The 25,243-nt window shown below is 72.6% G+C and carries 23 protein-coding genes and 1 pseudogene; 12 read left to right on the top strand and 12 right to left on the bottom strand.

Annotated elements, in window-relative coordinates:
- Positions 1 to 21: 21 nt before the first annotated feature.
- Positions 22 to 171 carry a hypothetical protein gene (locus R4Z63_RS28865; RefSeq protein ID WP_157840166.1) on the bottom strand — a complete coding sequence of 50 codons (150 nt, stop codon included), beginning with the start codon at positions 169 to 171 and terminating at the stop codon, positions 22 to 24.
- Between the two features lie 873 nt (positions 172 to 1,044).
- Here R4Z63_RS28865 and R4Z63_RS28870 point away from each other — a divergent pair.
- Both R4Z63_RS28870 and R4Z63_RS28875 read left to right on the top strand, forming a co-directional pair.
- The gene (locus tag R4Z63_RS28870) at positions 1,045 to 1,875 is read left to right on the top strand and encodes an SAM-dependent methyltransferase (protein WP_037918130.1); all 831 of its coding nucleotides are present in this window, start codon (positions 1,045 to 1,047) and stop codon (positions 1,873 to 1,875) included.
- A 95-nt stretch (positions 1,876 to 1,970) separates the two neighbouring features.
- Complete coding sequence (locus tag R4Z63_RS28875; RefSeq protein WP_384445361.1) at positions 1,971 to 4,112, top strand: putative bifunctional diguanylate cyclase/phosphodiesterase; 2,142 nt, start codon at positions 1,971 to 1,973, stop codon at positions 4,110 to 4,112.
- A 72-nt stretch (positions 4,113 to 4,184) separates the two neighbouring features.
- Here the strand turns inward: R4Z63_RS28875 and R4Z63_RS28880 are convergent, their stop codons facing one another.
- Positions 4,185 to 5,282: an FAD-dependent monooxygenase gene (locus R4Z63_RS28880; protein WP_384445159.1), complete on the bottom strand. Its 1,098-nt coding sequence runs from the start codon at positions 5,280 to 5,282 to the stop codon at positions 4,185 to 4,187.
- A 105-nt stretch (positions 5,283 to 5,387) separates the two neighbouring features.
- On the opposite strand from R4Z63_RS28880, the gene R4Z63_RS28885 reads away from it, so the two are divergent.
- Positions 5,388 to 6,041 (top strand): TetR/AcrR family transcriptional regulator, encoded by a 654-nt coding sequence (locus tag R4Z63_RS28885; protein WP_384445157.1) that lies wholly within the window; start codon positions 5,388 to 5,390, stop codon positions 6,039 to 6,041.
- Positions 6,042 to 6,107: 66 nt separating this feature from the next.
- On the opposite strand, the gene R4Z63_RS28890 is transcribed toward R4Z63_RS28885, so the two are convergent.
- Positions 6,108 to 6,986, bottom strand: a complete 879-nt coding sequence (locus tag R4Z63_RS28890) for a LysR family transcriptional regulator (protein ID WP_384445155.1) — start codon at positions 6,984 to 6,986, stop codon at positions 6,108 to 6,110.
- Positions 6,987 to 7,058: 72 nt separating this feature from the next.
- Here R4Z63_RS28890 and R4Z63_RS28895 point away from each other — a divergent pair, with 72 nt between their 5' ends.
- The 4 genes from R4Z63_RS28895 to R4Z63_RS28910 all read left to right on the top strand — a co-directional run bounded on the left by R4Z63_RS28895 (position 7,059) and on the right by R4Z63_RS28910 (position 11,227).
- Positions 7,059 to 7,754, top strand: coding sequence for a succinate dehydrogenase (locus R4Z63_RS28895; RefSeq protein WP_384445153.1), 696 nt, complete (start codon positions 7,059 to 7,061; stop codon positions 7,752 to 7,754).
- Between the two features lie 2 nt (positions 7,755 to 7,756).
- Complete coding sequence (locus tag R4Z63_RS28900; protein ID WP_037916538.1) at positions 7,757 to 9,706, top strand: fumarate reductase/succinate dehydrogenase flavoprotein subunit; 1,950 nt, start codon at positions 7,757 to 7,759, stop codon at positions 9,704 to 9,706.
- Complete coding sequence (locus R4Z63_RS28905; protein ID WP_037916539.1) at positions 9,703 to 10,449, top strand: succinate dehydrogenase/fumarate reductase iron-sulfur subunit; 747 nt, start codon at positions 9,703 to 9,705, stop codon at positions 10,447 to 10,449. Before R4Z63_RS28900 ends, R4Z63_RS28905 begins: the two co-directional genes overlap by 4 nt.
- A 127-nt stretch (positions 10,450 to 10,576) precedes the next feature.
- Positions 10,577 to 11,227 (top strand): hypothetical protein, encoded by a 651-nt coding sequence (locus R4Z63_RS28910; protein ID WP_384445150.1) that lies wholly within the window; start codon positions 10,577 to 10,579, stop codon positions 11,225 to 11,227.
- 3 nt (positions 11,228 to 11,230) lie between these two features.
- Here the strand turns inward: R4Z63_RS28910 and R4Z63_RS28915 are convergent, their stop codons facing one another.
- The 3 genes from R4Z63_RS28915 to R4Z63_RS28925 all read right to left on the bottom strand — a co-directional run bounded on the left by R4Z63_RS28915 (position 11,231) and on the right by R4Z63_RS28925 (position 15,070).
- Positions 11,231 to 11,476, bottom strand: coding sequence for a hypothetical protein (locus R4Z63_RS28915; RefSeq protein WP_384445148.1), 246 nt, complete (start codon positions 11,474 to 11,476; stop codon positions 11,231 to 11,233).
- Positions 11,477 to 11,484: 8 nt separating this feature from the next.
- The gene (locus R4Z63_RS28920) at positions 11,485 to 13,902 is read right to left on the bottom strand and encodes an excinuclease ABC subunit UvrA (protein ID WP_384445146.1); all 2,418 of its coding nucleotides are present in this window, start codon (positions 13,900 to 13,902) and stop codon (positions 11,485 to 11,487) included.
- A gap of 79 nt (positions 13,903 to 13,981) precedes the next feature.
- Positions 13,982 to 15,070, bottom strand: coding sequence for an LLM class flavin-dependent oxidoreductase (locus tag R4Z63_RS28925; RefSeq protein WP_384445144.1), 1,089 nt, complete (start codon positions 15,068 to 15,070; stop codon positions 13,982 to 13,984).
- Positions 15,071 to 15,169: 99 nt separating this feature from the next.
- Between R4Z63_RS28925 and R4Z63_RS28930 the strand changes: the two genes are divergently transcribed.
- Positions 15,170 to 15,667: a phosphatase domain-containing protein gene (locus R4Z63_RS28930; protein WP_037916541.1), complete on the top strand. Its 498-nt coding sequence runs from the start codon at positions 15,170 to 15,172 to the stop codon at positions 15,665 to 15,667.
- Positions 15,668 to 15,764: 97 nt separating this feature from the next.
- Here the strand turns inward: R4Z63_RS28930 and R4Z63_RS28935 are convergent, their stop codons facing one another.
- On the bottom strand, positions 15,765 to 15,980 hold the full coding sequence (locus R4Z63_RS28935) for a dodecin (RefSeq protein ID WP_037916543.1): 216 nt from the start codon (positions 15,978 to 15,980) through the stop codon (positions 15,765 to 15,767).
- A 164-nt stretch (positions 15,981 to 16,144) separates the two neighbouring features.
- On the opposite strand from R4Z63_RS28935, the gene R4Z63_RS28940 reads away from it, so the two are divergent.
- The 3 genes and pseudogenes from R4Z63_RS28940 to R4Z63_RS28950 form a co-directional block, all read left to right on the top strand.
- Positions 16,145 to 17,407, top strand: a complete 1,263-nt coding sequence (locus R4Z63_RS28940) for an extracellular solute-binding protein (RefSeq protein ID WP_384445141.1) — start codon at positions 16,145 to 16,147, stop codon at positions 17,405 to 17,407.
- 155 nt (positions 17,408 to 17,562) lie between these two features.
- Positions 17,563 to 18,384 (top strand): GNAT family N-acetyltransferase, encoded by an 822-nt coding sequence (locus tag R4Z63_RS28945; RefSeq protein WP_037916548.1) that lies wholly within the window; start codon positions 17,563 to 17,565, stop codon positions 18,382 to 18,384.
- Positions 18,381 to 18,908: pseudogene (locus R4Z63_RS28950) on the top strand (lysophospholipid acyltransferase family protein); the annotation flags it as partial. The gene R4Z63_RS28945 and the pseudogene R4Z63_RS28950, both read left to right, overlap by 4 nt.
- A 293-nt stretch (positions 18,909 to 19,201) precedes the next feature.
- On the opposite strand, the gene egtD reads toward R4Z63_RS28950, so the two are convergent.
- Genes egtD through egtA form a run of 4 tightly spaced genes read right to left on the bottom strand, consistent with a single transcriptional unit; the run spans position 19,202 to position 23,521 of the window.
- Positions 19,202 to 20,182 carry an L-histidine N(alpha)-methyltransferase gene (gene egtD / locus R4Z63_RS28955; RefSeq protein ID WP_384445138.1) on the bottom strand — a complete coding sequence of 327 codons (981 nt, stop codon included), beginning with the start codon at positions 20,180 to 20,182 and terminating at the stop codon, positions 19,202 to 19,204.
- Positions 20,179 to 20,937 (bottom strand): ergothioneine biosynthesis protein EgtC, encoded by a 759-nt coding sequence (gene egtC / locus R4Z63_RS28960; RefSeq protein WP_037916553.1) that lies wholly within the window; start codon positions 20,935 to 20,937, stop codon positions 20,179 to 20,181. The genes egtD and egtC overlap by 4 nt, the downstream gene beginning before the upstream one ends.
- On the bottom strand, positions 20,937 to 22,241 hold the full coding sequence (gene egtB / locus R4Z63_RS28965; RefSeq protein ID WP_384445136.1) for an ergothioneine biosynthesis protein EgtB: 1,305 nt from the start codon (positions 22,239 to 22,241) through the stop codon (positions 20,937 to 20,939). Before egtB ends, egtC begins: the two co-directional genes overlap by 1 nt.
- Positions 22,238 to 23,521, bottom strand: coding sequence for an ergothioneine biosynthesis glutamate--cysteine ligase EgtA (egtA, locus tag R4Z63_RS28970; RefSeq protein WP_384445134.1), 1,284 nt, complete (start codon positions 23,519 to 23,521; stop codon positions 22,238 to 22,240). Before egtA ends, egtB begins: the two co-directional genes overlap by 4 nt.
- Positions 23,522 to 23,659: 138 nt before the next feature.
- On the opposite strand from egtA, the gene R4Z63_RS28975 reads away from it, so the two are divergent.
- Positions 23,660 to 24,514, top strand: coding sequence for a TIGR02452 family protein (locus R4Z63_RS28975; protein ID WP_384445132.1), 855 nt, complete (start codon positions 23,660 to 23,662; stop codon positions 24,512 to 24,514).
- A gap of 256 nt (positions 24,515 to 24,770) precedes the next feature.
- Here the strand turns inward: R4Z63_RS28975 and R4Z63_RS28980 are convergent, their stop codons facing one another.
- A complete protein-coding gene (locus tag R4Z63_RS28980; protein ID WP_037916560.1) occupies positions 24,771 to 25,235 on the bottom strand; it encodes a type II toxin-antitoxin system PemK/MazF family toxin in 465 nt (154 codons plus the stop codon).
- Positions 25,236 to 25,243 lie beyond the last annotated feature (8 nt).

Below are 25,243 nucleotides of genomic sequence, written 5' to 3' on the forward strand. Positions count from 1 at the left end.
GATCGTTCGACGTCGGGCGGATCACCGGGGGCGCAGCGCGACGATCGCGAGCACCGCGGGAGCCGCGGTCATCAGGGTGAAGGTGACGGGCGAGATGTGGTGCTCGGCCGGTTTGCGGGTCGCCGCGCGGTACACCGGGCGGACCACCGGTTTCGGGGCGGGGGCGGCCACCGCGGGGGCCGGTGGCGGCGGCGGGGGCGGCTTCGCGGCGGGGGGTGCGGGCGGCGGCTTCGGCCGGGCCGGTGCCGGCAGTGCGGGCTTGGGCGCGGGCCCGGCCGCGGCCTTCGGCGGCGCTGACGGTGCGGGTTTCGGGGGTGGCGGCGGAGGCGGGGGGCGGCACCGGATTCGGCGCGGGTTTCGGCGGTGGCACGGTGGGCTCCGGCTCGGGTGGCGGCGTGGGTTTCGGCGGCGGCTTCGGCGGCTTCGGCGGACACGGGGGCGGGGGGCGGGCAGTGGGGGCGGCCATGATGCCCGCCGCCCCGCCCGTCACCACGGTGTCTTGCGTGGTCGGAGCGGTGCTCCTCACCGTGATGTCCACCACCCGGCCGCCGCCCACGGCCGTCGCCGAAGGCCACCGCGAGCACTGCGGCGGCATGCTGGCCGTCGCCGTGGCCGGTCGTCGGGTAGGCGCTGCTATCAGCCACGGCCGGGGTGGCGGCCAGGGCCGCCCACAACAGGACCGGGACCGCCAGCAGGCGCCTGGCACAGGCTCTGTTCACCCGGGGAGCATGGGCCCGCGCGCCCCCGCGCACGCGGGGCTCGGCCTCCGTTCGCCTGAACGTGTGGAGTGCGCATCGGAAAGGTTTGAGCCAGCCGTGGAGCGGTTGCAGACGAGTAAGATCATCATCCGGTCAATTCCCAAAAGGGATTTGTCGGTACCGGTCATTTGCGCCGGGGCGCCGCTGGGCGACTTTGGTGTGTGACGAAGAACGGATCGCCAATTTCCGCTTTTGCTCGCCCTGTTGGTCAATGATCAGTACATTCGGCTCGGACAGGAGTCCGACCCCGCACGGACCGCCGCAGGAACAACGCTTGGAGATCCCGATGGAGCGCCCCGCCTGGGCCCCGCCAGGCATCGACATATCGGTGCCGAGCGTGTCCCGCATCTACGATTACTACCTTGGCGGGTCCCACAATTTCGAGGTCGACCGCCAGGCGGCCCGACGTGCCATGGAATTCATGCCGGGCCTGCCCAAGATCATGCAGGCCAACCGGGCGTTCATGCGCCGTGCCGTCCGGCACGCCGTCGCCGAGGGCGTCACGCAGTTCCTCGACATCGGCTCCGGCATCCCCACCTTCGGCAACGTCCACGAGATCGCCCAGGGTGCCAGCTCCCGGGCCCGCGTGGTCTACGTGGACCACGATCCGGTGGCCGTGGCGCACAGTCAGGCCGTCCTCATGGACGACGAGGACACCGGCGTCGTCGCTGCGGACCTGCGCAGGCCGAAGGAGATCCTGGCCGCCCCCGAGGCCGGGCGGCTCCTCGACTTCGACCGCCCGGTCGCCCTGCTGCTCGTGGCCGTCCTGCACTTCCTCGAGGACGCGGACCATCCGTACGAGGCCGTGGCCGAACTGCGCGAGGCGCTGGCCCCCGGCAGTCTGCTGATCCTCACGCACGCCTCCTACGAGGGCATCCCGCTCACGGAGGAGGTCGCGGGCGGCGCCGTCGGCGTCTACCGGGACATCCGCAACCCCCTCGTCATGCGCACCGGGGAGCAGATCGGCCGCTTCTTCGACGGATTCGAGATGGTGGAGCCCGGCCTGGTGTCCATGCCCGACTGGCGCCCGGACCAGGCCGAGGGCGGGGAGGACGGCGAGACCCCGGAGGACCCCTACGCCTTCTCGGGCTATGCAGGCGTGGGACGCAAGGCGTGAGACTACCGGCACAGACGGCGGGTGCGTCGAGCACCGTTGCGGCGCCCGCGGCCGCTCCCGTACCGGCCGCGCACCCCGCGGCGCCGGACGGCGGCATCGAGGACCGAATCGCACGGTTCGCGACGATCTGGGGGCGGGCGATCTTCCCGGTCACCGCGACCTCGCTGACCCGGCCCGAGTTCGAACGGCACCTCGTGCCGCTCACCCGGACCCTCACCGAGGCCCTGCACGCCAGGCCCTTCGACGCCGCCGTCGCCCAACGGGTGGGGGCGGAACTCGTCGCCGTGCACTGCACCGACCCCGAGGCCCTGGCCGGCACCCTCGGCGTGATCGAGTCCTACCTGGTCCTCTACTGCGGCCCGGACGGACTCGAAAGCTCCGGGGTGGAAGCCACCGCCGAATACCACGCGCGCTGCGCCCGGCTCCAGCACGCCATGGCCGCCGGCTACGCCAGGGCGCTGCGCGAGCGCACCCTGAGCGAACAGGAGGCCATCGCGCGCTCCGCGCTGACCGCCCGCACCGATGCCCAGCAGGCCCTGCACGCGAGCGAGGAACGCTTCCGCGCGGTCTTCGAGGGCGCCGCCGTCGGCATCGGCATCGCCGATCTCGACGGGAACGTCCTGGAGGTCAATGACACCCTCCTGCAGATGTTCGGAGGTCTGGAGGGGCACGTCCGCAGCCGCAACGTCAGCGAGTGGGGCCACCCCGACGACACCCCCCACGTCTGGCGCATGTACGGCGAGCTGGTGCGCGGCGAGCGCGAGAGCTACCGGGTGGAGAAGCCGTATTACCGCCACGACGGGACCGTGCTCTGGACCAACCTCACGGTGTCACTCCTGCGCGACGCCGACGGAAAGCCGCAGTACCAGCTGGCGCTGATGGAGGACACCACCGAGCGCCGGCTGCTGAACCTGCGCCTGCGCTACGAGGCCACCCACGACGCCCTCACCGGACTGCCGAACCGGACGCTGTTCTTCGAGCGTCTGGAGAAGGCCCTCAGTAGTTCCGGCGGCGACCGCTACGGTCTGTGCTACCTCGACCTCGACGGCTTCAAGGCCGTCAACGACAGCCTCGGGCACTCGGCCGGCGACCGGCTTCTGGTGGAGGTCGCCGACCGGCTGCAGAGCTGCGCCACCGGCCCCGGCGAGGTCGTCGCCCGGCTCGGCGGCGACGAGTTCGTCGCGCTGACCACGGGCCCGGACACCGAGCAGGAGGTCACCGACCTCGCCGTCCGTATCCTCACGGCCCTTTCGGCGCCGATCCGCCTGGAGGGCCGGGAGCTCACGGTCCGGGGCAGCATCGGCATCGTTGAGGGCCGGGCCGGGGAGCGTACCCCCGCCGAGGTGCTGCGCAGCGCCGACATCACCATGTACCGGGCCAAGGCCGCCGGCGGAAATCGCTTCGAGTTCGCCGACGCCGAGGCCGACGCCCGCGCGATCACCCGGCATGGACTGACCAACGCGCTTCCGGCGGCTCTGGAGCGCGGCGAGTTCTTCATCGAGTACCAGCCGCTGGTCCACCTGCGGGACGGCTCGGTGCACGGTGCCGAGGCCCTGGTGCGATGGTCCCACCCGCAGTACGGGGTGCTCGGCCCCGACCGCTTCATCCCGCTCGCCGAACGGACCGGGCTGATCGTGCCCCTCGGCCGGTGGGTCCTTGAGGAGGCGGTCCGCCAGGCCCGCACATGGCAGCGGCAGCACGGGGGCTCCGCCCTGCGGATCAACGTCAACCTGTCGCCGACACAGCTCCACCACCCGGGCCTGGTCGCCGACACCGTCGCGGTGCTGGAGAACTCCGGCCTCGCCCCGGGCGCGTTGTGCCTGGAGGTTACCGAATCGGCCCTGATAGGCGCGGACGACGAACTGCTGGAGCCGCTGCGCCGCCTGGCCGAACTCGGCGTGGACATCGCCCTCGACGACTTCGGCACCGGGTACTCCAACCTGGCCAATCTGCGCCGCCTGCCGGTCAGCGTGCTCAAGCTCGACCGCTCCTTCACTCGGGGGATGCAGCAGCAGCCCGCCGACCCGGTCGACGTCAAGATCGTGGAAGGGATCGTCGCCCTGGCCCACAGCCTCGAACTCGCCGTCACCGTCGAGGGGGTGGAAACCGGTGCACAGGCTGCTCAGCTGCGGGCGCTCGGCTGCGACACCGCCCAGGGCTGGTACTACGCCCGCCCCGGCGCCCCCGACCGCATCCACGCCCTGTCCCTCTCGGACGCGGTGCCCACGCCCTCCTGACCTCTGCCCGGGCCCGCGGCGGCCCGGGCAGGGAGGTTGCTGCGGCGTCCGGCTCCGATGTGCGGCGTCCGCTCAGTCCAGTCCGGCCTCCGTCCCGCTGCCAGGGGTCCGGACGGCTTCGACGACCCTCTGGTATCGCTCGGCCGTGTCGGCCAAGACCCCCGCGGCCACCGAGAGCCGCTCCGCCTCGTACGCGTCGAGCGCCGTCTCCGTGTCGGGCCCGGCGAGAGCGGCGGACAGGGCCCGGCCGAGCGCGGCCGCGTCCTCGATGCCGGTGTTCATGCCCAGCCCGCCCGCTATCGGGTGCACATGGGCGGCGTCACCGGCGAGCAGGACCCGGCCCTCCCGGATCCGGGTGGCCATGCGGACGTTGACCCGCCAGGAGGAGAGCCAGGTGGGGTCCTGGAGCCGGATGCCCGGTACCCGTGCGCACCGGTCGAAGATCCTCTGGAAGCTCTCCAAGGAGGGCGGCAGCGGTTCGCCGTGCTCGTCCCGCTCGGGCGACGCCTGGAGCTGGAAGGAATCCGTCCCCGGCATCGGGCAGAGCAGCATCCCGCCGCCTTCCGAGGTGAACCACTGGTGCCAGACGTCCCGGTCGATCCCCGGCGCCCTGACGTCGCCTATGACCATGGCCGGCTCCTTCTCCCCGGTCCCCTCGAAGGGGATGCCGAGCAGCTTGCGCGTGGTGCTGCGGCCGCCGTCGCACCCGGCGAGATAGCGGGCCGCGACCACGCTTCCGTCGGCCAGTTCGGCGCGCACCCCTTCCTCGTCCTGGGTGATGCCGACGAGCTCGGCCCCGTACTCCACGCGCACGCCCAGTCCGGCGAGCCGGTCGCGCAGCGCCTCCTCGATCTGCCACTGGCCGATCAGTACGCCGGCGTCCGACGGGGTGGGGGTGTCGTTGATGTGCTCGCCGTCGAAGTACTTGCGCAGGACCACCCCCGCGATGCCGGTGGTGATCAGGGGCTCGGCCAGGCCCAGCTCCCGGAAGATCGCGAGGCTGCCGGACCGGAGCCCCTTGCCCCGGGATTCGCGGTGCGGTTCCGTGCGCCGTTCGATGACGCGGACGGAGCGGCCGCGCAGGGCGAGGTCACAAGCGAGTGTCAGCCCGGTGGGGCCCGAGCCGGCGATCAGTACGTCGGTTGCCGCGGTCGCACAGGTGCGGTTCATCGGAAGTCCTCTCCTCGTCGGTGTTTCAAGGAAAGCCGCTCCCGACAGAAAATGCAACCCGGTTAAAAAATTTACCCGGTCTCATATGTGTGTTAGGGTGTGCGCATGGAGAACACGACGGGTCTGCGCGAGAGTAAGAAGCTCCGTACGCGCCGCCAGCTGGCGGCCACGGCGCTGGAGCTCTTCCTGGAGCGGGGCTTCGACACCGTGTCGGTGGCCGATGTCGCCGCGGCTGCCGAGGTGTCCAAACCCACCCTCTTCCGGTACTTCCCCACCAAGGAGGACCTGCTCCTCGACCGGTTCGCCGACCACCAGGACGAGGCGGCACGTATCGTCCGCGACCGGCCGGAGGGCCGGTCGCCGGTCCGTGCCGTACACGACCACTTCCTGACGGCCCTCGCCGAGCGGGACCCGATCACCGGGCTCTGCGACCATCCGGAGGTCCTCGCGTTCCAGCGGCTCCTCTACTCCACGGCCAGCCTGGAATCCCGCCTGGCCCACTATGCCGACCGTGAGGTCGAGCTGCTCGCCGCCGCCCTGGAGTCGGAGTCGGCCCCGCCGCTCGCGGCCAGGCTGGCGGCCGTCCACCTCGTGGCGGTCCGCCACGAGCTGGGGCGGGAGAACTGGCAGCGGCTCGATGCCGGGCAGAGCGCCGACGAGGCCCACCCGGCCGCCGTGGCCGACGCCGACCTCGCCTTCGGCATGCTCGCGGACGGCCTCGACCGGCTCCTGCCCGCCGCCCCGCACGTCCCCGCCTGAGGCGATCCGCGCGCAAACATCCGGGCGAGGCCTCCGCCCGCCCCGGCCGCGGGGTCTGCGCCAGGGTCACGCCATCAGCATGCGCTGCAGCTCGCGTGCCGCGCGCGGCGGATCCACATCGGTGCGGTGGGCCAGTGCGATGGTCCGGCGCAGCGGCGAACCGGCCAGCGGCGTGGTCCGCAGGCCCGGGCCCGCGTTGGCCACCACCATCGCCGGGACCACCGCCACGCCCAGACCCGCCCGTGCGAGGCCCAACACCGCGTCCATCTCGCCGCCCTCCACGGTGAAGGTGGGCTCGAAGCCCTCCGCCCTGCAGGCCGCCACCGTGAGCTCGCGCAGGTCATAGCCGTGCCGGAACATCACCATCGGCTCGTCGCGCAACGCGGCGATGGTCAGCTCCCTGCCCCCGCCGGGCGCCGGGAGCTTCGTCGAAGACACCACGACCAGGTCCTCCGTCAGCAGCTCCACGGTCGTCAGGGCCGGTGCGGAGGGTGGCAGCGGCAGCGCGATCAGCGCCAGGTCCAGAGCCCCGCGCGCCAGCTCCCGTACCAGGTCGAGCGAACCGCTCTCCTCGATCAGCAGCTCGATCCCCGGATGCGCGGTGTGGAAGGCCCGCAGCACACCCGGCAGCAAACCCGTGCACACGCTCGGGGTGGCCCCCAGCCGGATCCGCCCCCGTCGCAGCTGTGCCAGTTCCTGCACCTCCAGCCGCGCCGTGTCCGCGTCCGCCAGGATCCGCCGCGCCAGCGGCAGCAGGGTCTCACCCGCGTCCGTCAGCGCGATGTTGCCCCGGGCGCGGCTGAAGAGCTCGGCCCCCAGCTCCCGCTCCAGCGCCTTGATCTGCTGGGAGAGCGATGGCTGGGCCACGTGCACCCGCTCCGCGGCCCGGGTGAAATGCCGGGTCTCCGCGACGGCGACGAAGTAGAGGAGCTGCTGAAACTGCATAGGGCCTGTCTATCAAGATGACCGACATCATGTCTTGGACCTTCCGGGGCCTGCCTCCTTACCGTCGAGGGCATGGCTCTGGCACCGCGCACCCGGACGAGCGCCCCCTCGTTCTGGGGCTCCACCATCGGAAAGAAGACCGTCATGGCGGTCTCCGGGCTCATCATGCTCGGGTACCTCGCCGTGCACATGCTCGGCAACCTCAAGATCTTTTTCGGGGCGGACGAGTTCAACGGCTACGCCCACTGGCTGCGCACCCTCGGCTCGCCCTTCCTCCACTACGAGTGGGCCCTGTGGATCGTCCGCGTGGTGCTCCTCGCCGCAGTCGTCGCGCACGCCGTCTCCGCCTACCAGCTCAGCCGGCTCGACATCAGGGCCCGCCCCGTCGCGTACGTCCACAAGCGCCGCCGCGCGAGCTACGCCACCCGCACCATGCGCTGGGGCGGCGTCATCCTCGGCCTGTTCATCGTCTGGCACCTGCTGGACCTCACCACACTCACCGTCAACGAGCGCGCCTGGGCCGGCCACCCGTACGAGAACGTCCTCGCCACCTTCTCCACCTGGTACGGGAACACCATCTACATCGTGGCCATGGCCGCGCTCGGCCTGCACATCCGGCACGGCTTCTGGAGCGCGGCCCAGACCCTCGGTGCCGGCCGGGCCCGGCGCGAGCGGATGCTGAGGACCCTCGCGAACACCTTGGCCTTCGTCCTCTTCGCGGGCTTCGTGTCCGTCCCCGTCGCCGTCATGACCGGAATGGTGAACTGACCGTGAGCAGCTACGCGCACCACACCACCGGCGAGCCCATCGCCGACACCAAGGCCCCCGGGGGCCCCATCGCGGACCGCTGGGACCGGCGACGCTTCGAGGCCAAGCTCGTCAACCCCGCCAACCGCCGCAAGCACACCGTGATCGTCGTCGGCACCGGCCTGGCCGGCGGATCGGCCGGCGCGACCCTCGCCGAACAGGGTTACCGCGTCGTCCAGTTCTGCTTCTCCGACTCCCCGCGCCGGGCCCACTCCATTGCCGCGCAGGGCGGCATCAACGCCGCCAAGAATTACCGCAACGACGGCGACTCGGTGCACCGCCTCTTCTACGACACCGTCAAGGGCGGCGACTTCCGCGCCCGTGAGTCCAACGTGCACCGCCTCGCCCAGATCTCCGTCGAGATCATCGACCAGTGCGTGGCCCAGGGCGTCCCCTTCGCCCGCGAGTACGGCGGCCTCCTGGACACCCGCTCCTTCGGCGGCGTCCAGGTCTCCCGCACCTTCTACGCCCGCGGCCAGACCGGACAGCAGCTCCTTCTCGGCGCCTACCAGGCACTTTCCCGACAGATCGCCGCCGGCAACGTCGACCTGCACGCCCGCACCGAGATGCTCGACCTGATCGTCGTCGACGGAGTGGCCCGCGGCATCGTCGCCCGCGACCTGATCACCGGCGAGATCTCCACGCACTACGCCGACGCCGTGGTGCTGGCGAGCGGCGGCTACGGCAACGTCTTCTACCTCTCCACCAACGCCATGAACTCCAACGCGACCGCCGTCTGGCGGGCGCACCGGCGCGGCGCCTACTTCGCCAACCCCTGCTTCACCCAGATCCACCCCACCTGCATCCCGCGCACCGGCGACCACCAGTCCAAGCTCACCCTCATGAGCGAGTCCCTGCGCAACGACGGCCGCATCTGGGTTCCCAGGGCCAAGGGGGACACCCGCTCCGCCGCCGACATCCCCGAGGCGGAGCGCGACTACTACCTGGAGCGGATCTACCCCTCGTTCGGCAACCTCGTGCCCCGTGACATCGCCTCCCGGGCTGCCAAGAACGTCTGCGACGAGGGCCGCGGCGTCGGGCCCGGCGGGCAGGGCGTCTACCTCGACTTCGCCGACGCCATCCGCCGCATGGGTCGTGACAAGGTCGCCGAGAAGTACGGCAACCTCTTCGAGATGTACGAGCGGATCACCGCGGAGAACCCGTATGAGGTGCCCATGCGGATCTACCCCGCCGTGCACTACACGATGGGCGGACTGTGGGTCGACTACGACCTTCAGACCACTGTCCCCGGACTGTTCGCGGTCGGCGAGGCGAACTTCTCCGACCACGGCGCCAACCGCCTCGGTGCCTCCGCCCTGATGCAGGGCCTCGCCGACGGCTATTTCGTGCTCCCCTCCACCATCAACGACTACCTGGCCCGTCACCCGCACCGCGACGCCGTCGACGACACCCATCCCGAGGCGGTGGCCGTCGTACGCGAGACCCGCGAGCGGCTGGAGAACCTCCTCGCCGTCGACGGGGACCGCACCCCCGACTCCTTCCACCGCGAGATCGGTGAACTGATGTGGGAGTACTGCGGGATGGCCCGTAGCGAACAGGGCCTGCGCAAGGCGCTGGAGCGCATCCCGCAGATCCGGGAGGAGTTCTGGCGCCGCATCAAGGTCCCCGGGAGTGGAGAGGAGTTCAACCAGTCGCTGGAGAAGGCCAACCGCATCGTCGACTACCTCGAACTCGCCGAGCTGATGTGCCTCGACGCGCTCCACCGCGCCGAATCCTGCGGAGGCCACTTCCGCGAGGAGTCCCAGACCCCGGACGGCGAGGCGGCCCGCCAGGACGAGGCCTTCGGCTATGCCGCCGCCTGGGAGTTCACCGCCACCGGCACCGCCCCCGTCCTGCACAAGGAAGACCTTGTCTTCGAGTACGTCCACCCCACCCAGCGGAGCTACGCATGAAGCTCACCCTGCGCGTTTGGCGCCAGCGCGGCGCCGCCGCCCCCGGCCACATGGCCTCCTACGAGGTCGACGGGATCTCCGAGGACATGTCCTTCCTGGAGATGCTCGACACCCTCAACGAGGACCTCATCCTGCGCGGTGAGGATCCGGTCGCCTTCGACCACGACTGCCGCGAGGGCATCTGCGGTGCCTGCAGCCTCGTCATCAACGGCGACGCCCACGGTCCCGAGCGCACCACCACCTGCCAGCTCCACATGCGGTCCTTCGCCGACGGCGACACCATCGACGTCGAGCCCTGGCGGGCCGCGGCCTTTCCCGTGGTCAAGGACTTGGTCGTCGACCGGGGTGCCTTCGACCGGATCATCCAAGCCGGCGGCTACATCACCGCTCCCACCGGCTCGGCCCCCGAGGCCCACGCCACCGCAGTGCCCAAGGCCGACGCCGACTTCGCCTTCGAGCACGCCGAGTGCATCGGCTGCGGCGCGTGCGTGGCGGCGTGCCCCAACGGCTCGGCGATGCTGTTCACCTCCGCCAAGGTCAACCACCTCAACGTCCTCCCGCAGGGCTCGCCGGAGCGGGAGACCCGCGTCCTGGACATGGTGGCTCGTATGGACGAGGAGGGCTTCGGCGGGTGCACCCTCACCGGCGAGTGCGCCACGGCCTGCCCGAAGGGCATCCCGCTCCCGTCGATCGCCGCCATGAACAAGGAGTGGCTGCGGGCCGTCCGCAAGGGTCCCCGCTGATCCGTCCGGCCGCACCCCACGGCGCAGGAGCCCGGCCGGCCCGGGGTCCTGCGCCGATCGGCTGACCGGGCGGGCGGCTGCCGTGCCGTGCCCCGGCGGCGCCCTGGGCATGGGACACAGTGGCTCCATGCCAGAAGCCGCCGCCAGGACCGGACCACGCCGCAGAGCCGTACTGGCCGCCGCCCTTGCGCCGCTGTCCGCGGCCGGCTGCTCCGGCGGGGAAGCGCCCCGCGGCCCGGCACCTGGGCCGCAGACCGCGCACAAGGACGCTGTGATCATGGTCATCCGGCACGCGGAGAAGCCGTACGCCGGGGACTCCGGCTGGGACGAGGACGGCGAGGACGACCCCGGCTCGCTGGCCGGTCGGGGCTGGCGCCGGGCCGAGGAACTGCCCCGGCTCTTCTCGCCGTCCAGGGGCTCCTCGCTGCCCCGACCCGCCGCGGTCTTCGCCGCCGGCGGCAAGGGCGGAGCCCCCGCCCGGTGTCGGCAGACCGTGTCCGCGCTGGCCACCGCACTGCGCACGCCGGTGCGGGCGGAGTTCGCCGTCGGCGCCGAAGCGGCCCTCGCGCACGCCGCGCTGGCCGGACCCATGCCCGTACTCGTCTGCTGGGAGCACGCCGGGATTCCCCGCCTGGTGCGGGCCCTGGGCGCCGGCCAGGTCCTCGGACTTCCAGCGACCTGGCCCGACCGCTACGACCTGGTCTGGCAGTTCACCCGCCGCGGGGGGCGGTGGAGCTTCCGCGAACTGCCCCAGCAGCTCCTGTCCGGTGACGCCTGAGCTTCACGGGTACCGGTACAGCTCGTTCCCGTCGGCATCCAAGGGGAGGACCGGGTCGCCGTTCGGCCCGACCACGAGTACGTCCGCGTGGTGCTGCAGCTCGAACGGCTGGTCGGGCACACTGCTGCCTGTCCAGGGCCGGTCCGCGTACCCGAGCCCACGGTCACGACCGTGACCCTCGCCCCGCGGCTCCAGCCAGTCGCTCCAGCCGTACGGTTCGATGAAGAGCCCCAGCCGTCTCCGGAGCACGCACGCCCCTATCCGGCCGCTCCGGTGCGGTTCGCGAGGGCCCGGGCCAGGTACGGAGCCGTCCGGCTGCCCGGTGAACCGGCCACCTCCTCCGGCGTGCCCGCGGCGATGATCCGGCCGCCGTCCGCGCCGCCGCCCGGACCCAGGTCGATCACCCAGTCCGCGCCCGCCACCACGCCCATGTCGTGCTCCACGACCACCACCGAGTGCCCGGCGTCCACCAGTCCGTGCAGCTGCCGCAGCAGCACGCGCACGTCGGCCGGGTGCAGCCCCGTCGTCGGCTCGTCCAGCAGGTACAGCGTGTGGTCCCGGCGCAGTCGCTGGAGCTCCGTCGCCAGCTTGATCCGTTGCGCCTCGCCGCCCGACAGCTCCGTGGCCGGCTGCCCCAGCCGCAGGTAGCCCAGCCCGATCTCCTCCAGTGCCCGCAGACTGCGCGCCGCCGCCGGGACGTCCGCGAAGAACCGGGCGGCGGACTCCACCGTCAGCGCCAGCACCTCTGCGATGTCCAGGCCCCCGTACCGGACCTCCAGTGTCTCGGGGTTGTACCGCGCCCCGCCGCAGTCCGGGCACGGGGCGTACGTACTCGGCAGGAACAGCAGTTCCACCGAGACGAAGCCCTCGCCCTGGCACGTCTCGCACCGGCCGCCTGCCACGTTGAAGGAGAACCGGCCCGCCCTCCAGCCGCGCGCCCTCGCCTCCGGGGCCTGTGTGAAGAGCCTCCGCACTACGTCGAACAGGCCGGTGTACGTGGCCAGGTTGGAGCGGGGGGTCCGGCCGATCGGCTTCTGGTCCACCTCCACCAACCGCCGTACGGGGAAGCCGGGCCCGGAGATCCGCCCGCCCACCTCCCGGGCCAGTGCCTGGCCCACCAGCGTGGACTTCCCCGAACCCGACGCCCCGGTCACGGCGGTGAACACCCCGAGCGGGAAGGCCACCTCCAGATTGCGCAGGTTGTGCCGGTCCACCCCGCTCAGGAGCACCTCCCCGGTCGGCCTGCGCAGCTCCCGGACGGGCTCCGCCGGCTCCTGCGCCGGGAACAGGTGCCGGGCCGTCGCCGACTCCGCCACGCCGGCCAGGGCCGCGGGCGGCCCGCTGTGCAGCACCCGCCCGCCACGCTCGCCGCCGAGCGGCCCCACGTCCACCAGCCAGTCCGCGTGCCGCACCACGTCCAGATGGTGCTCGACGACGAAGACGGTGTTCCCGGCCTGCTTCAACCGGTCCAGTACGCCGAGCAGGGCCTCGGTGTCGGCCGGATGCAGCCCGGCAGACGGCTCGTCCAGCACGTACACCACGCCGAACAGCCCCGACCGCAGCTGTGTGGCCAGCCGCAGCCGCTGCAGCTCGCCCGCGGACAGGGTCGGCGCGGTCCGGTCCAGGCTCAGGTAGCCGAGGCCGAGTTCCATGACGGGCCCGATCCGCGCACGCAGGTCGTCGGTGAGGACGCGCGCCGCCTCCCCGCCCACGGGCGCGGAGGCGAGCAGGGCGTCCAGATCCGTCAGCGCCAGCGCGGCGAGCTCGGCGATGGTCCGCCCCGCGAAGGTGACGGCGAGGGCTTCCGGGCGCAGTCGGAGCCCCTCGCACTTCGGACACGGCGCGTCGGCGAGGAACGTCTCGGCACGGGCCCGCAGGGTGGCGCTCCTGCTGTCGGAGAAGGTGCGCAGGACGTACCGGCGTGCGCTCATGTACGTTCCCTGATAGGGCCGTTGGATCCGGTCCGCGTCGCGCACCGGGTGTACGGTCACCACCGGCTGCTCCTCGGTGAACAGGATCCACTCGCGGTCCTTCGCGGGCAGCTCCCGCCACGGCCGGTCCACGTCGTGGCCGAGCGTCTCCAGGATGTCCCGGAGGTTCTTGCCCTGCCAGGCGCCCGGCCAGGCGGCGATGGCACCCTCGCGGATCGACAGCCCGGGGTCGGGGACCAGCAGCTCCTCGCTGGTGCGGTGGATCCGGCCGAGCCCGTGGCAGGAAGGGCAGGCTCCGACGGCCGTGTTGGGCGAGAACGCGTCCGAGTCCAGCCGCCGCGCACCGGGCGGATACGTACCGGCCCGGGAGAACAGCATCCGCAGGGAGTTGGACAGCAGCGTGACCGTACCGACCGAGGAGCGCGAGCCGGGTGAGGAGCGGCGCTGCTCCAGCGACACCGCGGGCGGCAGCCCGGTGACGGAATCCACCTTCGGGGCGCCGATCTGGTGGATGAGGCGGCGGGCGTACGGAGCCACGGACTCGAAGTACCGGCGCTGGGCCTCGGCGTACAGGGTGCCGAAGGCGAGCGAGCTCTTCCCGGATCCGGACACCCCGGTGAACACGGTCAGCGCGTCGCGGGGGATGTCCACGTCGACGCCGCGCAGGTTGTGCTCCCGAGCCCCCCGCACCCGTACGCAGGGGTCGTGGCCGTGGTCGGTGCGGGCTTCGGTGGACTGGTGCATTCACCCCAGTTTACGGGCCCTTGTGGGTGGGGGAGGCCAGGAGTGGGGCCGGGTGGCCGCGCCCACCGTCGAGGATGCCTCAGGCCGTCGAGCGGGTTGCGCCCCGGCCCTGTGTCGTTCCGCCCGACAGGCTCCTCGCACCGCTGGTCCGGTTGTCTGCGCTCCCCGACTCCCACCCCGGGGGGCCCGCGATACGGGCCAGGCGCGTGTACGAGTCCAGCAGGGCCGTCCGGTCGTACGTCGAGGTGGTGACCAGCAGCTCGTCCGCCCCGGTGAGTTCTGCGATCTCGGACAGCTCGGCCGCCACCCGGTCCTCCGTCCCGTGGATATGCCCGGCGAGGGCGCGCTCGTACAGGTCCCGCTCCCTCGGGCTCATCTCCAAGGACTCGATCTCCTCGGCCGGACGGAGTGCGGGGAAGCTGCCCCGGGTGCGGGAATACGCGGTGGACCAGGCCTCCGGGAGCAGGATGCGCCGGGCCTCCTCGGTGGTGGCCGCGACGGCCACCGCGCCCGAGACCACGACGTACGGCTCCGCGGCCCGCGCGGAGGGCCGGAACGCCTTTCGGTAGGCCGTCACGATCCCGGCGACCCGCTCGCGGTCGCGCAGGTCGCCCACGACCAGCGGCAGGCCCGCCCGGGCGGCGATCCCGGCACCCTCACCCGTGGCCAGTACGTACGCGGGTATCCGCAGCCCTTCCGCCGGGCGGGCGTGCACCCCGGGGTAGGCCCGCTGGGTGCCTTCGAACCAGCCGAGGAGCTCGAAGAGCTGCTCCTCGAAGCGGTCGGCGTCCCCGGTGTCCCGGCCCAGGGCGCGCCGGATGCCGCTCGTGAAGCCGACCGAGCGGCCGAGCCCCATGTCGATCCGGCCGGGGAAGAGCGATTCCAGTACGCCGAACTGCTCCGCGACCACGAGGGGCTGGTGGTTGGGCAGCATGACCCCGCCCGTGCCGACCCGGATCCGGTCCGTCGCCCCGGCGACCGCGGCGGCCAGCACGGTCGGTGCCGAGCCCGCGGCGCCGGGCACGCTGTGGTGCTCCGACACCCAGAAGCGGTGGTAGCCGAGCCCCTCCGCTGCCCGGGCCAGCGCGACGGTGTCGCGCAGGGCCTGCGGGGCCGGGTGGTCCTGGCGGGTGCGCGACCGGTCGAGTATCGAGAGTTTTCGGATCACATAGGTCTCAACGCCCGGGGGCCGGGTGGATTCCCGCCGGGGCGGCGCCGGCCCGGCGGGTGCTCTGCTGCCGGCAGGACCCGGCACTAGGCTGGTCGGATGAGCGGGAAGAGTACTCCGCGGCCGCCGCTGGCCGTCTTCGACATCGACAACACCCTGGCCGACACCGCCCACCGGCAGCATTTCCTGGAGCGCCGCCCCAGGGACTGGGCCGGCTTCTTCGGTGCGGCCCCGGCCGATCCGCCGCTCGCGAGGGGGATCGCGCTGGCGGCGCGGAGCTCGGCCGACTGCGAGGTGGTGTACCTGACCGGGCGGCCCGAGCGGTGCCGCGCGGACACGGTGGAGTGGCTCACCCGGCACGGCCTGCCCGAGGGGCGGTTGTGGATGCGCGGCAACCAGGACCGGCGGCCGGCCCGGACGACCAAGCTGGAGGTGCTGGGGCGGATCGCGCGCGGCCGCGAGGTGCGCATGCTCGTCGACGACGACGAGCTCGTCTGCCGGGCCGCGCGGGCGGCCGGCTTCCGGGTCGTCGTCGCCGACTGGGCGGCACAGGCGCCCGAGCTCACCGCCGGCCAGCAGGTCGAGGGCCGGACCTGAGCGGTCTGCCGCGGGTCGTGCTCGCTGCGCGGGCCGGCCGCCGATGCGGGGGCTCTCGGCCCGGTCCGACCGGCAGCGCCTCCCGTGGGGACGGGGCTCAGTCGTCGCCTTCGAGGCGGAAGCCGACCTTCAGTCCCACCTGGTAGTGCGCGATCTCCCCGTTCTCGATGTGGCCGCGCATTTGGACGACCTCGAACCAGTCCAGGTTCCGTACGGTCCGGCCCGCACGGGCGATCCCGTTGCGAATGGCCTGATCGATGCCCTCTTGAGAGGTGCCGACGATCTCGGTCACCCGGTAGGTGTGGTTGGACATGAGGTCTCCCGACAGTGGGTCGCTTTTGCCTGGTTCTACGGTGCCCCAGTAAGTCCGGCTCCGCGAACTTTGCGTGAACAATCCTGAGCGAAAGACCCTTGACCGGCCTATTGGTCTATGCCAATTTCGAGCCATCTGAGACCGAGCCCCAGAAGGTGACCCTCTTGAAGATGCGCTTCCTCGCCGTGTGCACGGCCCTCGCGGCTGCGACCGCCCTGACGGGCTGCGGCCAGTCGGCCGATCAGGCCGCAGGGCGGCAGAAGGTGACGCTCTGGCTGATGAAGGGCAGTGCCTCGGCGGACTTCATCGACTCGTTCACCACGTCCTTCGAGCAGGAGCACCCCGACCTCGACCTCGATGTCAGGATCCAGGAGTGGACGGGCATCGGAGACAAGGTCAACGCCGTGCTGGATGGCACGAGCACGGAGCCCGCCGACGTGATCGAGGTCGGCAACACCCAGGTCGCGCAGTACATCGAGACCGGCGGCCTCTCCGAACTCACCCTCGAAGGGCTGCGCGAGTGGGGCAGCAAGGACTGGCTCAAGGGCCTCGCCGAGCCGGGGAGCGTCAACGGCGCCCAGTACGGCGTCCCCTGGTACGCCGCCAACCGTGTGGTCGTCTACCACAAGGACCTCTTCGCGAATGCCGGGATCAAAACCCCGCCCAAGAACCGCCAGGAGTGGATCCAGGCCACCCAGAAGCTCGACAAGGGCGACCAGCAGGGCATCTACCTGGCGGGCCAGAACTGGTACGTCCTCGCCGGCTTCATCTGGGACGAGGGCGGCGAGCTCGCCGTCGAGACGGGCGGCAAGTGGGTCGGCACCCTCGACGACGACAAGGCCCTGGCCGGCATGGAGTTCTACAAGCAGCTCCAGGCCCTCGGCGACGGCCCGAAGGCCGCGGACGAGGAGACGCCCCCACAGGCGCAGGTCTTCGCCCGCGGCCAGGTCGCGCAGATCATCGCCCCGCCCGGCCAGGCCGCCGAGATCGAGGCGGCCAACCCCGAGCTCAAGGGCAAGCTCGGCTTCTTCCCGATCCCCGGCAAGACCTCCGACAGGGCCGGATCCGTCTTCACCGGCGGTTCCGACCTGATCATCCCGGAACGGACCGGGCACCGGAAGGCGGCCGTGGCGGTGGTCACCGCCCTGGTCAGCGAGAAGTGGCAGACCGCGCTGGCCCGCACGATGAGCTACGTACCGAACAAGACCACCCTCGCGCACCTGGTCGAGGGCGACGAGGGCGCCACCAGCATGGCCCCCGGCGCCGCCCAGGGCAGAGCCACCCCGACCTCCGCCCGCTGGGCCGAGGTCGAGGCGAAGAACCCGATCAAGCCCTACATGACGGCCGTGCTCACCGGACAGGACCCCCGGCAGGCCGCCCGGACGGCCTCCGCGGAGATCGGCCGCGTCCTCAGCTCCGACCGCTGATCCAGGCGCCCTCGGGGCGTGGTACCGGCGAGTTCGCCGTTCGCACACCCGAGGGCCGCAGAGCGGTCACGTCGAATCCAGCCGGTCACGGAAGAAGTAGAAGAGCCAGGCCACCCCGGCCGGCCTGGCCCTCCGTGCCCGGTTCAGGAGCCGCCATGACCATCGCACCCCTGTCCCCTTCCCTCTCCACGGCGCCCGCCTCCCCCCTCCTCGCCCCCGAGCCCGCCCCGGCCAAGGCCGCCGCCCCCGGCCCCCACTACACCGTTCGCCTGGCCCGCGACGAGGACGAGGTGAGGGCCGCCCAGCGCCTGCGCCATCAGGTCTTCGCAGGCGAGCTCGGTGCCCGCCTCGACGGCCCCGAGCCGGGCCTCGACGCCGACGCCTTCGACGCCTACTGCGACCACCTCCTCGTCGTCGACGAGGAGGCCGAGCAGGTCGTCGGCACCTACCGGCTGCTGCCCCCCGAGCGCGCCGCCGTCGCGGGCCGGCTCTATTCCGAGGGAGAGTTCGACCTCTCCGCGCTCGCGCCGATCCGCCCCGACCTCGTCGAGGTCGGCCGCTCCTGCGTGCACCCCGACCACCGCAACGGCGCCGTCATCGCCCTCATCTGGGCCGGTCTCGCCCACTACATGGACCGCACCGGACACAACTGGCTCGCCGGCTGCTGCTCGATACCGCTCGCCGACGGCGGCGTCCTCGCCGCGGCCACCCGCGAGCGCGCCCTCACCCGCAGCCCCGCACCCGAGGAGTACCGGGTCACCCCGCACGTCCCGTGGAAGCCCGAAGGCATCGCCTTCCCGGACCGCATGGAACTGCCACCGCTGCTGCGCGGCTACCTGCGCCTGGGCGCCTGGGTCTGCGGCGAGCCCGCCTTCGACGCCGGGTTCGGATGCGCCGACCTGTACGTCCTGCTCTCCCTGCGCCGGACCAACCCGCGCTACCTCAAGCACTTCCGTTCGCTCATCCCGGGCGCATGAGCGTCTGGCTGCCCACCTCGCCCTGCACCCCCGAGGCCTGCGCCGGCCACGAGGGGCGCACCGCGAGCCTTCCGCACGCGGTGCTGCGGCTCACCGGCGCCGTGGCTCTGATCCTGCTGGGGATCCTGGGCGCCCCGCCGGTCCGGCTGCTGCCGGCCGGCCCCCGGCACGCGGTGATACGCGCCTGGTCGGCCGCGCTGGTACGCGCCTTCGGCATACGGATCAGCGTGCACGGCAGCGCGGGCCGGCGCGGCGGCCGCCTGCTCGTCGCCAACCACATCTCCTGGCTCGACATCCCGCTCGTCGCCGCAGTCCTGCCCAGCCGGATGCTGGCCAAGAGCGACATCCGGGCCTGGCCCGTCCTCGGCCGCCTCGCCGCCCGGGCCGGGACCCTGTTCATCGAGCGCGACCGGATCCGCGCACTGCCCGCCACCGTCACGACGATGACCCGCGCGCTGCTCGCCGGCGACCGCGTCACCGTCTTCCCCGAGGGCTCCACCTGGTGCGGGCGCGCCCGGGGCCCCTTCCGCCGGGCCGCCTTCCAGTCCGCATTGGACGCGATGGTCCCCGTACAGCCCGTGCATCTCGCCTACCTCCAGGCCGACGGCACTCCGGCCGGCGCGCCCGCCTTCGTCGGGGACGACCCGCTCACCGCCTCGCTGTGGCGGATCGCCCGCGCCCGCGGGATCCGGGCCGAGGTCACGCTGCTGCCGCGGATCCCGCCGGGCCGGTACACGGACCGACGGGACCTCGCTGCGGCGGCCCAGCGGGCCGTGGCCGGCCGTGCTCCGGAGGCGACACGGCCGGCCACGCCCGATCAGGCCCGGCCCACCGGCCCGTCGGCGACCGACAGGGACAGCGCGAAGCGGCCGGCCGCGTCCGTCCACCACTGGGTCAGCTCCAGTCCGGCCGCGGCCAGCTCCTTGCGCACGCCCTCCTGACGGAACTTCGCCGACACCTCCGTCAGGATCTCCTCACCCTCCGCGAAGGCGACCACCAGATCCAGGTCCCTGACCTTCACCGTCAGCTCTGACCGGGCCCGCAGCCGCATCTCGATCCACTCCTGCTCGCTGTTCCACACCGCCACGTGCTCGAAGTCGGCGGTGTGGAAATCGGCGTCCAACTCCCGGTTGATGACTGCCAGCACGTTCTTGTTGAACTCGGCCGTCACCCCCCGGGCGTCGTCGTACGCCGTCACCAGCACGGCCTCGTCCTTCACCAGGTCCGTGCCCATTAGTAGCGCGTCCCCGGGCGACAGCATCGCCCGCACGGACGCCAGGAACACCGCCCGCTCCGGAGGCAGCAGGTTCCCGATGGTGCCGCCCAGGAACACCACCAGCCGCGGGCCGGGGGAGTCCGGCAGCTCCAGCGCACGGGTGAAATCGGCCAGCATGGCGTGCACCCGCAACCCCGGATGGTCGGCGAGCAGTGCGGTGGCCGCCCCCCGCAGGGCGCTCTCGCTCACGTCCACCGGTACGTACATCTCCAGTGCGGGCATCGCCTCGATCAGGTGCCGGGTCTTCTCGGAGGAACCGGACCCCAGCTCGACCAGGGTACGGGCGCCGCTCCCCGAGGCGATCTCCCGAGCCCGCTCCAGCAGGATCTCGCGCTCCGCACGGGTCGGGTAGTACTCGGGCAGCCGGGTGATCTCCTCGAAGAGCTCACTGCCGCGCGCGTCGTAGAACCACTTGGGCGGCAGCACCTTGGGCGTGCGGGTCAGCCCTTGCAGCACGTCCGCGCGCAGTGCGGTCTCCGCAGCGTCCTCGTCGAGGGTCCGGGTCAACTGAAAGCTGTTCACGTGCGGTTCTCCTTGAGCGGGGTCAGGCGGACCCGCGAACGGGTGGCGGTCAGCAGGGTCCGGTCGGGCACTTCGCACCACCGGGAGTCGTCGTCGTACGGCTCGGACGCCACCACGGTGCGCCCCGCCCCCGGATCGGCCAGATACCAGAGCGAATCGCCCCAGGCCGTCGCGGCGATCGCCGCGCCGTCGGTGAGCAGCAGGTTCAGCCGGGAGCCGGGCGCGACCGAGGACAGCTCCCGCACGGGCTCGGCGAGCGCCGTGCCGAGGTCGTCCCCGGCCCGCAGCCGGCGCCGTACCAGGGCCCAGACCAGCGCCGAATCCGTACGGGCCGCCAGCTGGAGCAGTTCCTCGGGCGGCAGCGCCGCGGCGACCGGGGCCGCCGACGTGGGCCAGCCGGGCACCGCGCCGTTGTGGCTGAAGAGCCACGGCCCGTCCGTGAACGGGGCGGCCGCGGCCTCCCCGTCGGCCCCGGCCAGGGTGGCGTCCCGTACGGCGGCCAGCAGGGCCCCGCTGCGTACCACCCGGGCGAGGTCGGTGAGGGCCAGGTCGCCCCAGATCGGCCCGGCGCGGCGGTAGCGGGCGGGTACCGGGTCGCCCTCGGCGTACCAGCCGATGCCGAACCCGTCGGCGTTGACCGTGCCGTGCTGCTGGCGGCGCGGCTCCCAGGACTGGCGCACCAGTGAGTGCTCGGGCTCGCTCAGCAGCCTCCCGAGCGGCACCACCGGACCGAGATAGGCGAGATGACGGCACATCAGACGTCCCTCGCGGTGCGGAATCCGGAGAAGATCTGCCGGCGCACCGGCAGGTCCCAGTTGCGGAAGGTGCCCCGGCAGGCCACCGGGTCCACCGCGAAGGAACCGCCCCGCAGCACCTTGTGTTCCGGGCCGAAGAACACCTCCGAGTACTCCCGGTAGGGGAAGGGGCGGAAGCCCGGATAGGGCAGGAAGTCGGACGCCGTCCATTCCCAGACGTCGCCGATCAGCTGGCGCACCCCGAGCGGGGACGCCCCGGCCGGGTAGCTGCCCGCACGGGACGGGCGCAGATGCCGCTGCCCCAGGTTGGCGTGCACGGGGGTCGGGTCGCCGTCGCCCCACGGGTAGCGGGCCGAGCGGCCGGTCGCGGGATCGAAGCGGGCCGCCTTCTCCCATTCCGTCTCGGTGGGCAGTCGGCGCCCCGCCCAGCGGGCGTAGGCGTCCGCCTCGTACCAGCTGACGTGCAGAACCGGTTCTTCATCAGGGACGGGCTCGGTCACCCCGAAACGGCGGCGCAGCCACTGCCCGCCCTCCCGGTACCAGAAGAGCGGCGCCTCGATGGAGTGCCGGCGGACCTGCTCCCAGCCTGCCGCCTCCCACCAGCGGGGTTCGCGGTAGCCCCCGTCGGCGATGAAGGCGCGGTACGCCGCGTTCGTCACCGGCAGCGTGTCCATCCAGAACGCCGCGGTCTCCCGCTCGTGTGCCGGCCGTTCGTTGTCGAGCGCCCAGGGCTCGGCGGACGTGCCCATCGTGAAGGGGCCCGCGGGTATGAGGACCTCGGCGGCGGCAGGAGGGGCGTAGGGGGCGTCCGGCTCTGGGGCGGTCAGCACGGGTGCGCCCCGCCGGAGTTGATGGGTGATCAACATGGTCTCGTCGTGCTGCTGCTCGTGCTGGGCGATCATCCCGAAGGCGAAGCCGTCGTCGAGCAGCGCACTGCCCTCCAGCGGGGTGCTCTCCAGCAGGTCGAAGACCCGGCCGCGCACCTCGGACGCGTACCGGCGGGCCTGCTCGGGCCCCAGCAGCGGCAGCTTCGGACGCTCGGCGCGCGGATGCTCGAAAGCGTCGTAGAGGGGGTCGATCTCCGGGTGCATCGACTCGCGTCCGGCCACCCGCCGGAGCAGCCAGAGCTCCTCCTGGTTCCCGATGTGCGCCAGGTCCCAGACCAGCGGCGACATCAGGGGCGAGTGCTGGGCGGTCAGGTCGGCGTCGGTCACCGCGTCAGTGAGCGCCGCCGTCCTGGCCCGCGCGGCCGTCAGTGAGGCGGCCGCCCGTTCCCGCAGCCCGGGGTGGGATTCGGTGGTCACCTCAGGTCCTCCTTCCCTTCGGGCCGCAGCTGCGGCGGTTCGTCACCCGGACATCGGCCGCGCCGCACGAAGCGTTCGTTGAAGGCGCCGACGGCGTCCCGGACGTGCGTGGTCGCGCCGAGCCGGGGCAGTGCCTCCGCGGCCGCGCGGAAGCAGGTCTTGGCGGCCGCCCGCAGCTCGGGATCGGCCAGGCCGTTGCGGGCGGCGGACCGCCACAGCGGATTGCGGGGCGCGGGCTGCGAGCCGTAGGAGTCGGCCAGTGCCTTGGTCACCCGGTAGGCGGTCTCGGCGGCCTCCGGGTCGTCGAACAGCGCGTGCACGACGGCCACCGGTACCAGCCAGCCGTCGTCGCCGGGCTGTGCGTCGATCATGCGCAACTCCATGTGACCGCGCGGTCGCACGGGCGGGAACAGCGTGGTGAGGTGGTAGTCGAGATCCTCGGCGGTGGGGGCCCGCAGGGCCTGGTTCCCATCGCCCGCGCGCAGCCAGTCGCGGAAGGTCGTCCCGCGCGGGACGACCCACGCCTCGCCCTCCTGCGACCGTACGCACATCACCTCGGTGTCCAGTGCCTGGCGCACCCAGCCGTCCCGTGGATCCGCCTCCAGCGGCGGGGCGAGCGTGCGCCGGCTGTCCAGGTCGTTCCAGATCCCCTGCCGGGAGCAGCGCCATCCGGCATACGGGCCTTCGTGCGCGGGGGAGTTGGCGAACGCTGCCACCAGGACCGCGCCCAGCAGGTGGGCGAGGCGCCAGCGCCGGCCGTGGCCGAGCACGCCGGGCTCCTCGTGGCCGGCGTCCACGCAGACCTGCACGGAGGCGGAGGCGCACATCATGGTGCGGCCGGCCGGGCCGGTGCGGTCGAAGTAGGCCTCCATCGCGTCGTAGCGCGGGCTGTTCAGCAGCCGGTGGTACGGGAGGCGGGGATCGCGACCGAGGCCGTGCAGGACGAGCCCCTGCTCCCGCAGGGCGGCCCGGACGGCGGTGAGGTCGTCCTGGAGGAGGCCGACGCAGCCGGTGAGGGAGGTGGCGGGGGCCGAGCTGAGCTCCAGCTGGCCGCCGGGTTCGACGGTCACCCGCGAGTTCAGGGCCAGTGCGCGGGCCGCGGCGTGAGCCGCTCGGAGCCGTTCGGGTGTCACGCGCAGTCCCGGCCGCTCGGCGTCCAGGACCAGCCATTCGAGTTCGGCGCCGATGAGGCGGGGGGGACCGGTCTTGAAGCAGATTCCGTGGATCAGGTGCTCCGCCTCCGTCTCGCTGATCGCGGGCGAGGGGGGAACGTCAGGCATGGGCGGGGGAACGGGTGGGTCGAAGGGCATGACCGGGTCCTCTTCTCCTGTCGTCGGCCGTGACATCACCCGTGTCTACCCCTCCTCCGGGCACAAAACCCATTGCCGCCGGGGAACGGGCTTGCACAGGATGGCGGCGTGAGCAGCAGATTGCGCGAGATCGCGCGGGAGAACGCGGAAATCCTGGCGTCCGGCGGTTACCGGACGCGGTCGGGGCGGCAGGTTTCGCTCGCCGCCGCCCTGGCGGACGCCAAGGCGGGAACCAGGATATATGGACCGAACCAGGTCATTCCAGGCGAAGGGCTGGTGGGTGGAGGCCTGGCGACGGCCGTCGAGGTCACGGGGGAGAGCAGTACGGTCGCGGCCCGTAGGCTCGCGGAGGGTGCTCCTGGGGACCCGGAGGCGGGGTCGGCCGGGGCGTCGGTGGCGGTCCTGAACTTCGCCTCGGCCCGAAATCCCGGGGGCGGCTACGTCCGCGGGGCCAAGGCGCAGGAGGAGGCTCTGTGCCGTGCGTCCGCCCTGTACGAGACGCTGCTGGAGGCCGCGGAGTACTACGAGGTGCACCGCGCGGAAGTCAGCACCTTCTACACCGACCGGGTGATCCACTCGCCCGGGGTGCCGGTTTTCCGCGACGACCGGGGCGAACTGATGGAGTCGCCGTTCCTGGCCGGTTTCCTGACCTCGCCCGCCCCGAACGCGGGCACGATCCTGCGGCAGGAGCCGGAGCGGGCCGCCGAGATCCCCGCGGCGCTGGCCCGGCGCGCGGAGCTCGTCCTGGAGGTGGCGGCGTCGCACGGGTACCGGCTGCTGGTGCTGGGGGCCTGGGGGTGCGGGGTGTTCCGCAATGACCCGGCCGAGGTGGCCGAGGCCTTCCGCGGGCTGCTGGCGGGCCGGTTCGCGGGGACCTTCGAACGGGTGGTGTTCGCGGTGCTGGACCGCAAGCCGGACACCCGGGAAGCCTTCGAGCGGGCCTTCGCGGACTTCGCTGCCTGACGCCGGGGAGCTCCGGCGTCCACCGGAACGGGCGGCCGGGCCGCCGGAGCCGCCGCGGGTGCCGCCGGGCCGGGAGCCTGCCGGGCCGGGAGCCCGCCAGCCCGGCTGTGCCGTTGAGCCGCTGCGGCCGGGCCGCGGTCGCCAGGCGGTCGCCGGCCCCGCCGTGGCGTGGGCCCGCCGGTTCGGAAAGGCCGCCGGGCGGCGGGTGCCGCGCAGCCGGGACGGTTCGCCGTCCCGGCCCGGTGCGTTCCCGCGGCTACTGCCAGCCGTAGCGCTCGCGCAGCCGGTTCACCACGAGTCCGAAGCGTCCCCGGTCCAGTGCGCAGGCCTCCCGCCGCATCCCCGACTCGTGCACCCGCAGCACCCGGTCGACGTCCACCCACGACTCCCGACCCGCGCTGTCCCACGGGCCCGTCCCGATCGGCACCCACTCGTGGTCGTGGTCGTGCCGCTTGCTGGACAGCTGTACGGCGAACAGCGTCGGGCCGCCCGGCTCGCGGGCCACGACCAGCACCGGCCGGTCCTTGCCGCGGCCGTCGTTCTCCTCGAAGGGCACCCAGGTCCACACGATCTCGCCGGGGTCGGGGTCGCCGTCGGGATCCGGGGCGTACTCGGTCCGTACCGGCCCGAGGGCGCGCGGATCGGCCTCCGTGGTGGCGGTGGCGCCGTCGCGGCCCGGTTGCTCCGTGTAGCCGTTGCTGTGCTGTGAAAGTGCCGTCATTGCGGGGA

This window comes from Streptomyces sp. PL-29 (genome assembly GCF_058344425.1).

Excerpts from the sequence above, each read along its gene's own strand:
- R4Z63_RS28920 (WP_384445146.1), bottom strand. The coding sequence starts at position 13,902 with ATGCACCAGTCCACCGAAGCCCGCACCGACCACGGCCACGACCCCTGC.
- R4Z63_RS28930 (WP_037916541.1), top strand. The coding sequence starts at position 15,170 with ATGAGCGGGAAGAGTACTCCGCGGCCGCCGCTGGCCGTCTTCGACATC.
- R4Z63_RS28945 (WP_037916548.1), top strand. The coding sequence starts at position 17,563 with ATGACCATCGCACCCCTGTCCCCTTCCCTCTCCACGGCGCCCGCCTCC.
- R4Z63_RS28890 (WP_384445155.1), bottom strand. The coding sequence starts at position 6,986 with ATGCAGTTTCAGCAGCTCCTCTACTTCGTCGCCGTCGCGGAGACCCGG.
- R4Z63_RS28905 (WP_037916539.1), top strand. The coding sequence starts at position 9,703 with ATGAAGCTCACCCTGCGCGTTTGGCGCCAGCGCGGCGCCGCCGCCCCC.
- R4Z63_RS28895 (WP_384445153.1), top strand. The coding sequence starts at position 7,059 with ATGGCTCTGGCACCGCGCACCCGGACGAGCGCCCCCTCGTTCTGGGGC.
- R4Z63_RS28880 (WP_384445159.1), bottom strand. The coding sequence starts at position 5,282 with ATGAACCGCACCTGTGCGACCGCGGCAACCGACGTACTGATCGCCGGC.
- R4Z63_RS28935 (WP_037916543.1), bottom strand. The coding sequence starts at position 15,980 with ATGTCCAACCACACCTACCGGGTGACCGAGATCGTCGGCACCTCTCAA.
- R4Z63_RS28910 (WP_384445150.1), top strand. The coding sequence starts at position 10,577 with ATGCCAGAAGCCGCCGCCAGGACCGGACCACGCCGCAGAGCCGTACTG.
- egtA (WP_384445134.1), bottom strand. The coding sequence starts at position 23,521 with ATGCCTGACGTTCCCCCCTCGCCCGCGATCAGCGAGACGGAGGCGGAG.
- egtC (WP_037916553.1), bottom strand. The coding sequence starts at position 20,937 with ATGTGCCGTCATCTCGCCTATCTCGGTCCGGTGGTGCCGCTCGGGAGG.
- R4Z63_RS28885 (WP_384445157.1), top strand. The coding sequence starts at position 5,388 with ATGGAGAACACGACGGGTCTGCGCGAGAGTAAGAAGCTCCGTACGCGC.
- R4Z63_RS28870 (WP_037918130.1), top strand. The coding sequence starts at position 1,045 with ATGGAGCGCCCCGCCTGGGCCCCGCCAGGCATCGACATATCGGTGCCG.
- R4Z63_RS28980 (WP_037916560.1), bottom strand. The coding sequence starts at position 25,235 with ATGACGGCACTTTCACAGCACAGCAACGGCTACACGGAGCAACCGGGC.